Origin of the sequence: Streptomyces sp. NPDC041068, assembly GCF_040647455.1 — a bacterium.
Taxonomy (GTDB): Bacteria; Actinomycetota; Actinomycetes; order Streptomycetales; family Streptomycetaceae; genus Streptomyces.
This window is the reverse complement of record NZ_JBEZCG010000020.1, coordinates 143,929-156,428: the sequence shown is the minus strand read 5'-3', so window position 1 is coordinate 156,428 and position 12,500 is coordinate 143,929. Positions and strand designations below refer to the sequence as shown.

General features: G+C 70.9%; 10 protein-coding genes. 5 read left to right on the top strand and 5 right to left on the bottom strand.

What is annotated here, in order from left to right:
* Window positions 1–23 precede the first annotated feature (23 nt).
* Window positions 24–1,151: a ferrochelatase gene (locus AB0B50_RS36880; protein ID WP_362340200.1), complete on the bottom strand. Its 1,128-nt coding sequence runs from the start codon at window positions 1,149–1,151 to the stop codon at window positions 24–26.
* 167 nt (window positions 1,152–1,318) lie between these two features.
* On the opposite strand from AB0B50_RS36880, the gene AB0B50_RS36875 reads away from it, so the two are divergent.
* Window positions 1,319–2,569 (top strand): MFS transporter, encoded by a 1,251-nt coding sequence (locus tag AB0B50_RS36875; RefSeq protein ID WP_362340199.1) that lies wholly within the window; start codon window positions 1,319–1,321, stop codon window positions 2,567–2,569.
* Window positions 2,517–3,848, top strand: a complete 1,332-nt coding sequence (locus AB0B50_RS36870; protein ID WP_362340198.1) for a D-arabinono-1,4-lactone oxidase — start codon at window positions 2,517–2,519, stop codon at window positions 3,846–3,848. Before AB0B50_RS36875 ends, AB0B50_RS36870 begins: the two co-directional genes overlap by 53 nt.
* A 23-nt stretch (window positions 3,849–3,871) precedes the next feature.
* Here AB0B50_RS36870 and AB0B50_RS36865 read toward each other — a convergent pair whose 3' ends face one another.
* Window positions 3,872–5,050 carry a hypothetical protein gene (locus AB0B50_RS36865; protein ID WP_362340197.1) on the bottom strand — a complete coding sequence of 393 codons (1,179 nt, stop codon included), beginning with the start codon at window positions 5,048–5,050 and terminating at the stop codon, window positions 3,872–3,874.
* A 463-nt stretch (window positions 5,051–5,513) separates the two neighbouring features.
* Between AB0B50_RS36865 and sepH the strand changes: the two genes are divergently transcribed.
* Window positions 5,514–6,611, top strand: a complete 1,098-nt coding sequence (sepH, locus tag AB0B50_RS36860; protein ID WP_362340196.1) for a septation protein SepH — start codon at window positions 5,514–5,516, stop codon at window positions 6,609–6,611.
* 85 nt (window positions 6,612–6,696) lie between these two features.
* On the opposite strand, the gene AB0B50_RS36855 is transcribed toward sepH, so the two are convergent.
* Window positions 6,697–7,524, bottom strand: coding sequence for a sulfurtransferase (locus tag AB0B50_RS36855; protein WP_362340195.1), 828 nt, complete (start codon window positions 7,522–7,524; stop codon window positions 6,697–6,699).
* A 434-nt stretch (window positions 7,525–7,958) separates the two neighbouring features.
* On the opposite strand from AB0B50_RS36855, the gene AB0B50_RS36850 reads away from it, so the two are divergent.
* The gene (locus AB0B50_RS36850; RefSeq protein WP_362340194.1) at window positions 7,959–8,684 is read left to right on the top strand and encodes a VOC family protein; all 726 of its coding nucleotides are present in this window, start codon (window positions 7,959–7,961) and stop codon (window positions 8,682–8,684) included.
* Between the two features lies 1 nt (window position 8,685).
* On the opposite strand, the gene AB0B50_RS36845 is transcribed toward AB0B50_RS36850, so the two are convergent.
* Window positions 8,686–10,011, bottom strand: coding sequence for a valine--pyruvate transaminase (locus tag AB0B50_RS36845; protein ID WP_362340193.1), 1,326 nt, complete (start codon window positions 10,009–10,011; stop codon window positions 8,686–8,688).
* 442 nt (window positions 10,012–10,453) lie between these two features.
* On the opposite strand from AB0B50_RS36845, the gene AB0B50_RS36840 reads away from it, so the two are divergent.
* Window positions 10,454–11,122, top strand: coding sequence for a response regulator (locus AB0B50_RS36840; RefSeq protein WP_362340192.1), 669 nt, complete (start codon window positions 10,454–10,456; stop codon window positions 11,120–11,122).
* 75 nt (window positions 11,123–11,197) lie between these two features.
* Here the strand turns inward: AB0B50_RS36840 and AB0B50_RS36835 are convergent, their stop codons facing one another.
* A complete protein-coding gene (locus AB0B50_RS36835) occupies window positions 11,198–12,454 on the bottom strand; it encodes an ATP-grasp domain-containing protein (protein WP_362340191.1) in 1,257 nt (418 codons plus the stop codon).
* Window positions 12,455–12,500: the final 46 nt, after the last annotated feature.

The following is a 12,500-nucleotide window of genomic DNA, read 5'->3' as shown; positions in this document are numbered from 1 at the left end:
TCGGGTCAGTCACGTGGCGGTCCTTACGCGTACGGGCTGTCGACGCCCGCGGCCGCGGGCTTGGGGGCGCGGGCGGGGCAGCAGCCCACCGGGCACAGGTCGTGGCTCGCGCCGAGGGAGCCCAGGGCGCAGGGGGTGACGGCCGTGCCGCTCTCGGCGGCGGCCCGCTCCAGGACCAGTTCCCTGATCGCCGCGGCGAACCGCGGGTCGGCTCCGACGGTCGCCGAGCGGCGCACCGGAAGGCCCAGCTCCTTCGCCTTGGCCTCGGCCTCGGTGTCGAGGTCGTACAGGACCTCCATGTGGTCCGAGACGAAGCCGATGGGGACCATGACCACCGCGGGCGCGCCCGCGCCGTGCCGCTCCTCCAGGTGGTCGCAGATGTCGGGCTCCAGCCACGGGATGTGCGGGGCGCCGCTGCGCGACTGGTAGACGAGCTGCCAGGGGTGCGCGACGCCGGTCTCCTCGCGCACCGCTTCGGCGATGAGCCGGGCCACGTCCAGATGCTCCTCGACGTACGCACCGCCGTCCCCGTGGGCCTCCACCGGGCCCGAGGTGTCCGCCGCGGAGTTCGGGATGGAGTGCGTCGTGAAGGCCAGGTGCGCGCCCGCGCGAACGTCCTCGGGGAGGTCGGCGAGGGACTCCAGGACACCGTCGATCATGGGGCGCACGAAGCCGGGGTGGTTGAAGTAGTGCCGGAGCTTGTCGGCCCTGGGCAGCTCCAGGCCCTCGGCCTCCAGGGCGGCGAGGGAGTCCGCGAGGTTCTCGCGGTACTGGCGGCAGCCCGAGTACGAGGCGTACGCACTCGTGGCGAGGACCAGGATGCGGCGGTGCCCGTCGGCGACCATCTCGCGCAGGGTGTCGGTCAGGTACGGCGACCAGTTGCGGTTGCCCCAGTAGACCGGCAGGGCGAGGCCGTGCTCCGCGAAGTCCTTGCGCAGGGCGTCGAGCAGGGCGCGGTTCTGGTCGTTGATCGGGCTGACCCCGCCGAACAGGAAGTAATGCTGCCCCACCTCCTTGAGCCGCTCCTTGGGGATGCCGCGCCCGCGCGTCACGTTCTCCAGGAACGGGACGACGTCGTCCGGGCCTTCGGGGCCGCCGAAGGAGAGCAGCAGCAGAGCGTCGTACGGAGTGGGATCGAGCGCATCGGACATGTCTCCGATCCTGCCACCCGCCACTGACAGCCGGAAAACGGCCTCCGCCGTCCGGAAAAATACGGTGCGGCACGGACCTGCCGAGCCGTAAGCTGTATCGGCCACCTTTACGCCTTACCGGAGCCCCTCCTGCGCGGAGCCGCCCCGGCGCCTCAGCGGAGTCCCACGTGCCCAGCCCCTACCGCGCCATATTCGCCGCCCCCGGCACCAAGGCCTTCTCCACCGCCGGGTTCCTCGGCCGTATGCCGCTGTCGATGATGGGCATCGGCATCGTGACGATGGTGTCCCAGCTGACCGGGAGGTACGGCCTCGCGGGCGCCCTGTCGGCGACCGTCGCGCTGTCCGCCGCCGCGATCGGCCCGCAGATCTCCCGCCTCGTGGACCGGCACGGCCAGCGCCGCGTCCTGCGGCCCGCGACGCTGGTGTCGCTCCTCGCAGTCACCGGACTGCTGCTGTGCGCGAAGTTCGAGGCGCCCGACTGGACGCTGTTCCTCTTCGCCGCGCTGGTCGGCTGCGTGCCGAGCGTGGGCTCGATGATCCGGGCGCGCTGGGCCGTCCTGTACCGCGACACCCCGCAGCTCCACACCGCGTACTCCTTCGAGTCCGTGGTGGACGAGGTCTGTTTCATCTTCGGGCCGATCATCTCGATCGGCCTCTCCACCGTGTGGTTCCCCGAGGCGGGACCGCTGCTCGCCGGGGCCTTCCTCGCCGTGGGCGTCTTCTGGCTGACGGCCCAGCGGGCCACGGAGCCGGTGCCGCACCCGCGCGAACACCACACCGGGGGCTCGGCGTTGCGCTCCGGCGGCCTGCAGGTGCTCGTCGCCACCTTCGTCGCGACCGGCGCGATCTTCGGGTCGATCGACGTGGTGACCGTGGCGTACGCGGAGGACCAGGGCCACAAGTCGGCGGCGAGCCTGGTCCTCGCGGTCTACGCGCTCGGGTCCTGCCTGGCGGGCGCGGTCTTCGGCCTGCTGCACTTCAAGGGAGCACCGGCACCCCGGTGGCTGCTGGGTGTCTGCGCGATGGCCGTGAGTATGATCCCGCTTCAACTGGTCGGGAACCTTCCGTTTCTGGCCGTGGCGTTGTTCGTCGCGGGCCTCTCCATCGCACCGACAATGATCACGACGATGGCCCTCGTCGAGCAGCACGTACCACGCGCGAAACTGACCGAGGGCATGACCTGGGTGAGCACCGGGCTCGCGGTCGGCGTCGCGCTCGGCTCCTCCGCGGCCGGCTGGGTCATCGACGCAGCGGGCTCCGACGCCGGGTACGCGGTCCCGGGAATCTCCGGGGCCGTCGCGGTCGCGGTCGGGTTCCTGGGGTATCGCCGGCTGAAGCGGCCGGTTCCGCAACGGGGAGGGACCCATGAGCACGGGAACGGGCACGGGCAGCGGGAAGAGCACAGCGGCGTGGCGTAACTGGGCGGGCAACGTCACGGCGCGGCCGGTCAGGGAGGCCACTCCCGCGTCCGTCGACGAGCTGTCCATCGCCCTGCGCCGCGCCAAGGAGGACGGCCTCAGGGTGAAGCCCGTCGGCACGGGCCACTCCTTCACGGCGACCGCCGCGACCGACGGCGTCCTCATACGCCCCGATCTCCTCACCGGCATCCGCAGGATCGACCGGGCCGCGGGCACGGTCACCGTGGAGGCCGGCACTCCGCTCAAGCGCCTGAACGCGGCGCTCGCCCGTGAGGGCCTGTCGCTCACGAACATGGGCGACATCATGGAACAGACCGTCTCCGGAGCCGTCAGCACCGGCACGCACGGCACGGGCCGCGACTCGGCCTCGATCGCCGCCCAGATCAAGGGACTTGAGCTGGTCACCGCGGACGGCACCGTCCTGACCTGCTCCGCCGACGAGAACCCCGAGGTCTTCGCCGCCGCCCGCATCGGGCTCGGCGCGCTCGGCGTCATCACCGCGATCACCTTCGCCGTGGAGCCGATCTTCTACCTCACGGCCCGCGAGGAACCCATGACCTTCGACCAGGTCACCGACGAGTTCGACGCTCTCTTCACCGAGAACGAGCACTTCGAGTTCTACTGGTTCCCGCACACCGGCAACTGCAACACCAAGCGCAACAACCGCAGCCCCGGTCCCGCGGCCCCGCCCTCCAGGATCTCCGCCTTCGTCGAGGACGAACTGCTCTCCAACGGCCTCTTCCAGGTGGTCAATTCCCTGGGCCGCGCCGTTCCCGCGACGATCCCCGGCATCGCCAAGATCTCCAGCAAGGCGCTCTCGGCCCGTACGTACACGGACATCCCGTACAAGGTCTTCACCAGCCCGCGCCGTGTGCGGTTCATGGAGATGGAGTACGCCGTTCCGCGCGAGGCCCTCGTGGAGACCCTGCGCGAGCTCAAGGCGATGGTGGAGCGCTCGCGGCTGCGGATCAGCTTCCCCGTGGAGGTCCGCACGGCGCCCGCGGACGACATCGCGCTCTCCACGGCATCGGGCCGGGAGAGCGCGTACATCGCCGTCCACATGTACAGGGGCACGCCCTACCAGGCGTACTTCACGGCCGCCGAGCGGATCTTCACCGCGCACGAAGGGCGGCCGCACTGGGGCAAGGTGCACACGCGCGACGCGGAGTACTTCTCCAAGGCGTACCCCCGCTTCGGCGAGTTCGCGGCCCTGCGCGACCGCCTCGACCCGGACCGCCTGTTCGGCAACGACTACCTGCGGCGCGTCCTCGGCGACTGACCTCGCCCCGGCGTGACCTCGCTCTACGGAGCGGGCGTCTCGCCCTGCTGGCCGTCGCCGCCCGAGCCGGACCCGCTGCCACTGCCACTGCCACTGCCACTGCCGGTCGACGGAGTGGGCGTCGGCGGGGTCGGCGTGGGCGTCGGGTCCGTCTTGGAACCCTCGTCTCCGGAGCCGGTGTCCTTGTCCTTGTCGGGGTCCGTGCCGGTGCCCTTGTCGGGGTCCTCCTTGGAACCGGAGTCGGTTCCGGTGCCCTTGTCGGGGGTCTGCCCGCCGGTCCCGTTCGGATCCCGGGTGGCGCCGCCGCCCGTCCCCGAACCGTCGCCGGTCCCCGAAGTGCCGTGGTCCGAGGGCTGGCCGGACGGCTCGTCGGAGGGCGTGGACTGCTCCTTCGGAGAGGTGTTCTTCCCCGACAGGCCGTTGCCGATCGTCGTGCCCTTGCCGCCGCTGAAGCTCTTGTCGGCAACGAGTTCGTACGTGGTGATCCCGGCCATGGTGACTCCGAACACCACGGCCGCCGCGATCAACGGCCGCTTCCAGCTGCGGATCTGCGTACGGTGCGTCGTGCCCTCGGTGAACTCCTCCGACGGAAGCGGGGGTTCGACCGGTGGCACCGCGGCCGGACCCGTGGCACGCAGCACCCGCGTGGCATCGTCGCGCGGCACCAACTGCGTGGCGTCCACCGACCCGAGGAGCTGGGTCCTCTCGGCGTCGGGGTCCGCGGCGGGCAGCACGGTGGTGGCATCCGCGGCTCCGGCCGCGGGCAGCACCGTGGTCTCGTCGGCGTCGGCGGCCTGTGGCCTCCCCCACGTCGTGGTCACGGGCCCGGTGGTGGACACCGCCCCCGTGTAGGAGGCGGCTCCCGTGTAGGAGGCGGTCCTGAACGTCTCGGGCACCTGCGTCGCGGCGGTCACCGGAACTTGGCGCGCCTTCGGCTTGGCCTGGACCGTGACGTCACGTATCTGCTCGCCCGTGCGCTTGAAGAAGTGCTGGAAGATCGTGCCGCCGCAGGTCGCGATCGCGCTGACGACTCCGGCGCCGAGGATCGTCCCGTAGACACCGAGGTTCGACGCGAGCTTCGCCGCGATGACCGCGGCGATGGCGCTCCCCGCCACCTGCGGCACGCTGAGATCGAGGCGCCGCTTCTCCCCCGGCTCCTCCTGGTCCTTCGACTCCTTGCCGGAATCCGGCTTTTCACGCATCTCCGACCCTTGCCTACCTTTCTCGACCGACTACACGAGAAAGGGACGTACGGGCGAAGTTATTAGTTCCGTTTCTGGTGATTCCGTGAAGTGCGCCACCCGCGCGCGGGGCGGACGGTGCGCGGAGGGGTGCCAACTCCCTTCCCCCGCGAGAAGTTCGGCGGCGCGGCGGTCCACCCGCGTGGCCCGAATGGAGTACTGTTGCGAGCCCTGGGTCCGGTCTCCCGCCAGGGTGCCCGGGGCCTTCCAGGACCGCCGGGTGGGGGGCTCGCTGCACAGGGTGACGAACGTCGTCACTTAGAGTTGCGAAAAGGTAACCGTGCCATAACGGCGCTCCAGGGCCCATGCCCGACACGCCGGGCAACTCGGCAAGGTTGTGGCAGGCTGCACCCGGGCAGGCCACACTCGACTAGCGGAAGCAGCGACGCACGTGACGTCGGCAGGCACCACCCGGGAGGTCCCCATGCCCGAACTGCGTGTCGTGGCCGTCAGCAACGACGGCACACGGCTGGTGCTGAAGGCTGCGGACAGCACGGAGTACACGCTTCCGATCGACGAACGGCTGCGTGCGGCCGTCCGCGGCGACCGGCCCCGACTCGGACAGATCGAGATCGAGGTGGAGAGCCACCTCCGACCACGCGACATCCAGGCACGGATACGTGCCGGTGCCAGCGCGGAAGAAGTAGCCCAGCTCGCGGGCATCCCCGTCGATCGCGTCCGCCGCTTCGAAGGCCCCGTGCTCGCCGAGCGCGCCTTCATGGCGGAGCGGGCCAGGAAGACCCCCGTGCGCCGTCCCGGCGAGAACACCGGACCCCAGCTCGGCGAGGCCGTCCAGGAGCGACTGCTGCTGCGCGGCGCCGACAAGGACACCGTCCAGTGGGACTCCTGGCGCCGTGACGACGGCACCTGGGAGGTCCTGCTCGTCTACCGCGTCGCGACCGAGCCGCACTCCGCGAGCTGGACGTACGACCCGCCCCGTCGGCTCGTCCAGGCCGTGGACGACGAGGCGCGTTCGCTGATCGGCGAGACGGACGACATCGCCGCGCCCGAACCCAGCTTCCCGTTCGTGCCGCGCATCGCCCGGCTGCCCCGTGACCGTCCGCTGGACCGGCCGCTCGACCGCGCCCTGGACCGTCAGCTGGACCGCCCGAGCATCCCCGCGCCGCCCGCCGACCCTCCGGAGGAGGGCACCGGCGCGGCCGCCGCGGTCGCCGAGCAGGAGCGCGACTCGCTGACCAGCCTCCTGGAGGCGGTGCCCAGCTTCCGTGGCGACATGGTCGTGCCCGAGCGTCCCTCGGCCGCCCCGACCACCGAGCTGCCGCCCGTGGCCGAGGAGCCCGAGCAGGAGCCGGAGGCCGAGGAGCCCCCGGCGGCGTCGGCAGGCGCCGGCGCGGCGTACGCGGACGTGCTCATGCCGCGCTCGGTGGCCAGCCACCGCGACCGCCTCGTCGGCTCCACGGACCGCCAGGCCGAGGCCGACGGCGTGCGCCCCGGGCGTCGCGCGGCGGTGCCCAGCTGGGACGAGATCGTCTTCGGCACCCGCCGCAAGAAGCAGGAGTGATCAGGAGTAGTCCGGTCGTACGTGAACGGGCCCCGCACCCCTGGGTGCGGGGCCCGTCCGCGTGCCGCTGCGGGATTCCGGGGCCCTACTGCGGGTCGGGCCCCGTGGCCACCGGACGCGACGGGTCCGACGACCACTCCGACCACGAGCCGACGTACAGCGCGGCAGGGATGCCCGCCACCGCCAGGGCGAGCACCTCATGGGCGGCCGAGACGCCCGAGCCGCAGTACACGCCGACCTCCGAAGTGCCCGACGTGCCCAGCGCCTTGAAGCGGTCCGCCAGCTCGGCCGCGGGCTTGAAGCGGCCGTCCGCCGCGACGTTCTCCGTGGTCGGCGCCGAGACCGCGCCCGGGATGTGCCCGGCCACGCGGTCGATCGGCTCCACCTCCCCGCGGTAGCGCTCGGCGGCGCGGGCGTCCAGGAGCAGGCCGGAGCGGGCCAGGGCCGCCGCGGAGTCCGCGTCCAGGAGGTCCGTGCTGTTCGGGGTCGGCTCGAAGGAGCCCTCGGCCGGGGCCGTGCCCGCGCCCTGTTCCAGCGGCCCCGTCCACAGGCCGATGCCGCCGTCGAGGACGCGTACGGAGGTGTGTCCCGTCCAGCGCAGCATCCACCACAGGCGGGCCGCCGCCCAGTTCTGGCCACCGTCGTACACGACGACGTCCCGGTCCTGCGAGACGCCCGCCGCGCGCATCACCGCACCGAAACGGTCGAGATCGGGCAGCGGATGCCGGCCGCCGGCGCCCGCGGGACCTGCCAGGTCGGCGTCCAGATCGACGAAGACGGCCGACGGAATGTGCCCTTCCTCGTACGCGGAGCGCATCGAGCCCTCGTGCTGCCAGCGGACGTCGAGCACGGTGGGCGGGTTCGTGCCCGCCAGGTCGCTCGCGAGATCGGATGCGGAGATGATGGCATTCATGGAGCCCATCCTTGCGTACGGGGTGGCCGCGCCGCCAAGGTCCGGCTAGCCTGCTCCGCCGGACGACGCCCGAACACAGGGCGTACGGAATCATGCACGCCCTGTACGTCAGACGGACACCACCCCGCAATGGCGCGTTCACGGGTGAGAAGCCGGAAATCGGGCATCTTCCGCGGGAAGCCGGACAGTGCGGCGCGGCCGGGACGCGCGGCGCCACAGGTGGTGCGAGCATCTGCACGGGCGCGCGTTCGCGCGGCAAGGGTACGTGCGTGCGAAGCGGAAGCTGAGCGGCCGGCACACAGGCCGAGGAGAGGGTGACGATGACCGAGGCGCGGGCGGATGGGGTCTCCCCTGGACGGAGCTCGTCGGAGTCCTTGGGCGAGGGTCTGCCTGACGGCAGGCACACGCCCGGCACGCCCTGCTGGGTGAGCCTGATGGCGCATGACCTGACCGCGACGCAGGAGTTCTACGGCGCGCTCTTCGGCTGGGAGTTCCGGCCTGGCCCCGAGCAGCTCGGCCCCTATGTGCGGGCGCTGCTGGAGGGCCACGAGGTGGCGGGCATCGGGCAGCTGCCGCCCGACCGGCATCTGCCCATCGCGTGGACGCCCTATCTGGCGACGGACGACGCGGACGCGACGGCCGAGGCGGTGCGGCACTGCGGCGGCACGGTCGGTGTCGGCCCGATCGACGCCGGCCGGGCGGGGCGGATGGCCATCGCCTCCGACCCGGCGGGCGCCGTGTTCGGCATCTGGCAGGCCGCGGCCCATCTGGGCGCCGCGGTGGTCGGCAGGCCCGGCACCCCGACCTGGAACGAGCTGGTGACGCGGGAGACCGCGAGCGTCGTCAAGTTCTACCGAGCCGTCTTCGGATACAGCGAAGAAGCCGTCGTCTCGGCCGACTTCGACTATCTGACGCTGTACGTCGACGGCCGCCCGGTGGCGTCCATGCACGGCGTGGGCCAGGCGCTGCCGCGTGACAGGGGCGCGCACTGGATGACGTACTTCGAAGTCACCGACGTGGACGAGACGGTGGACCGGGTGGTCGAGCTGGGCGGCCATGTCGTCAAGCCGGCCAGGGCCGGCACCCATGGCCGGCTGGCGACGGTCGCCGACCCCGAGGGCGCGGTCTTCACCGTCGTACGCTCGCACGTCGACGCCTGATTCAGCGGCGGGCGGCCGCCCGGTCCGGGCCGGGGCCGTTGGCACCGTGGCGGAGCGCTTCGTCCGCCTCGGCGCGCATCTCGCGCAGGACGGCCGCGACCCGGCTCACCCCGTCGATCATCGTCTTCTCGGGTGCGCTGAGGCTCATCCGGAAGCAGCGTGTGGCATGGCCGTTCGGGAGGGGGACAGAAGGGGCGTCGACGAAGAAGTGGCGGCCGGGCACGATGAAGACCCGCTGCTCCTTCAGCCGTCGGTACAACTCGGTGTCGTCGAACCACGGGTGGTCGATCCACACCCAGGAGAACATCCCCCCGACCACGGACTGGACCCGCCAGTTCAGATCGGACGGCAGCCGCTCGGCCAGGAGTTCGTCCATGAACTCCTTCTTGCCGCGGTAGTACGGGGTGATCGCGTCCCGGGCGACCTCGTCCATGCGCCCGTCGCGCAGCACCGCGGCCACCGCCGCCTGCGGCAACTGCGGGGCGTGCAGCACCGAGTTGGACAGGAAGGCGGCCAGCGCGCCGACGTACTCGGGATCGCCGATCGCGAACCCGATGCGCTCTCCGGGCAGGCCCGCCTTGGACGCCGAGAAACAGTTGACGACGTTGCGGTGCCGCACCGGGTCGACGTGCACCTCGCCGATCCGCGGGAAGGGGGCGCCGTAGGCGTGGTCGATGACCAACGGCACGTCGCGGTCCTCCGCGACCTGGATGAGGCCGTCCAGGTCGTCCTGGGTGAGGGCCCGGCCGGTCGGGTTGCCGGGGCTGGAGATCAACAGCATGCCGATGTCGTCCCGTTGCCGCAGCGCGTCGAGGTCGAGGGAGTAGCTGAATCGGTGCTCCCCCTCCAGGGCGATCCGCGGTGCGACGCCGGCGATGCCGTCCTCGTGCATGCACAGGCCCTGGTATCCGGTGTAGTCGGGAACCATGGGGAGCACGAGCCGACGCATGCCGTCCGGCTCCGGTCCGCAGAACAGGGCGGCCGCCGCGAAGCACACCATCTGGCTGCCGGGGCCGACGACGACATGCTCAGGAGTCAGGTCCCAGCCGTAGGTACGGTTGAAGTAGGCGACAACGGCCTCGACGAGCACGGTGCTGCCGCGGGAGGGGCCGTAGCGGCCGCCGGCCCGCTCGAAGTCCTCGGCGACGGTCTGCGCCAGCGCCTCCCGCCACATCACCTCGGCCTGCGGTATGCGGGCGGGGTTGCCGATGCTGAGGTTGAGCCAGTCCTCCTCCGCGGTGCCCGCGATGCTCGATGCGACGTCCTCCATGATGCTGCGCAGGCCGGAGAGGCCGGCCATTCGGGTTCCTATCGGCGACAGCCGCATAGTTTCTCCTCCAGATGAGCAAGGCGGTGCAAAGGGTGCCGACGTTCTGGAAGTTAGCCGAGAGCAATCGCAGGGCAGGGCTTCTGAGCACAACGCGACTTTGCAGCGGAAGGCTCGTTCTGCCCCTTCTGCCACCGGGCGATGTGCAGCTCAGGCCCCCATGGGCCGTACAGGAAAACGGAGTTCTTTCTTCCGGCCGTTTCGCCCGAATACGCCCTGAACTCCATTGAGTACGGCTTAAGTTGAGAAAGATTCGACAAACGGTCAGAACTCATGGAGTCTTTTGGAAAGTTTTGTTGAAGGGGCGACTCGCTTCTGCGTTAGTGGCGGGAGGCACTTCGTCGAAGCACTTCGCCTGCCGTGGGACGCTCCTTTCAAAAATGCGATGGGTATCAATGGCCAGACCTTTTGCGTACGACCCCGTTGAGCCGCGGGGACGGCGATGATCAACGTCTTTGTCGTGGACGACGACTTCTACGTCGCCAGGATCCACTCGCGCTATGTGGACGCGATCCCCGGATTCCGGGTGGTGGGCCAGGGGCACACCGCCGGCGCCGCCCTTGCCGCTGTCCACGCGGGAGGGATCGATCTCGTCCTGCTCGATCACTACCTGCCGGACGAGACCGGACTGGCGCTGACCCGTCGGATACGCGCGCTCGACCACGACATCGACGTCATCATGGTGACCGCGGAACAGAGCTCCGCCCTGGTCCGGGGAGCCATGCGGGCCGGGGTCCTCCAGTACATCGTGAAGCCCTTCACCTTCGACGAGTTGCGTCGCAGACTCGGCTCGTACAAACGGCTGCGCAGTGCCCTGCGCCACGGCCGGCTGGACCAGGCCGGGATCGACCGCGTGCTGGGCAACGACTGCGCCCTCCATGCCGCCGTACCGGTGCCCAAGGGCTACAACGGCCGGACCGCCGAACTGGTCCTGGACCTCTTCGCCGAGACGTTCGGCCCCCTGTCCGCCCACGAGGTGGCGGACAGGATCGGGATCAGCCGCTCCACGGCCCAGCGCTACCTCAAGTACCTGGAGGAGGGCGGGAAGTTGCAGCTGACCCTGCGGTACGGAGACGCCGGTCGGCCGGAGCATCTGTACCAGAGCCAGTGACCTCGACAGAGCCGGTGACCTCGACCGGCGGGGCGGCACCGGACGCGCCCCGCCGATCGGCGCGAAGGCCGGACGTCAGACCATGGAGCCGTCCAACGGGCGGACCCCCAGCCGGATGCCGAGCCCGGACACCGCGGCCCTGGCCGCCGCCACCGCTTCCTCCGGGGTCTCGCCGAGCGCGCGGGCCTGGGCGACCCGGGCGAACGACGAGCTGAGCCCGTCGACCACAGTCCCGGGCTTGACCAGCGCGGACACCTCGGTCACTCCCGGGAGTTCACGGGCCTCTTCGATCCCGGTGATCTCCTCGAGCTCCCCCTCGGCGCCGACGGCCGCGAACCAGATCGCGGAGCTCCGCGCGGGGCGGGGAGCGGCGAGCGTGGCCCGGATGTCCGCCAGGACGTCTTCACCGAGTATCTGACGCACGTTGTACTCGGCGATGTCCACCCCGGTCGCGTCGAGGGTCAGGCCCGGTATCTCGTCCCCGCCCGCGCGTACGTGGGTCTCGATCACACGGGGTCCTGTCGAGGTGAGGACGACCTCGGTGTGGGTCGGTCCGAACTCCACGTTCAGGGCCGTGAGCAGGCTCCCGACGTAGTCGCTGATCTCCTTCTGCTCCTCGGCGGGCAGGTCCGCGGGGGACACGTGCCCGAGCTCGACCAGGCTCACCGGGTCCGAGTACTTCCGCGTGATGCCCACCACCTGGTGTTCGCCGAGCTCGGAGAACGCCTCCACGCTGAACTGCGGGCCCTCGTGGAACTCCTCCACCAGCACACCGGTGTTGACGAGGCCGAGGTAGCTGCCGTCGGCCCGCTCGAAGGCCGTCTCCAGTTCGCCCTGTTCGGTGACCTTCGTGACGCCGGCGCTGCCCATGCTGTGGACCGGCTTCACGATGCACGGCAGTCCGTGCTCCCCCACGAAGGCCCGCAACTCCGCCACGTTCTCGACCCGTGCGTGGGCGGTGGAGTCGACCCCGGCCTCGTGCAGCCGGGTCCGCATGACCTCCTTGTCGTGCACCGCCGTCACCGTGTCCACGCTGTGGGCGGCCAGACCGAGCGCCTCGCCGATGGCGGCGTAGCGGTCCTGGTCGCGTTCCCCGAACGTGGCGACCCGCGTGAAGGGGTCGAGGCCGTGGGCGGCCACCGCCATGGCGACCCATTCCCGGTCGTCCGCGTCCCCGCGCACACCGATGATCCTCTGGTGCTCGGAGGTCTTGCGGAGGTTGCCGATGTACTCCACCTGGCAGATGACGGAAGTCCGGGTACCCGGCCGGGTGTCGCGGAGCAGGGCCGGGTGATCGCGGCCGGTGCCGACGACCAGTACGTGCTCGTTCATGGGGCGGTTCGTCTCTCTGTGATGACCGTTCGGATGGAGCGGGTGG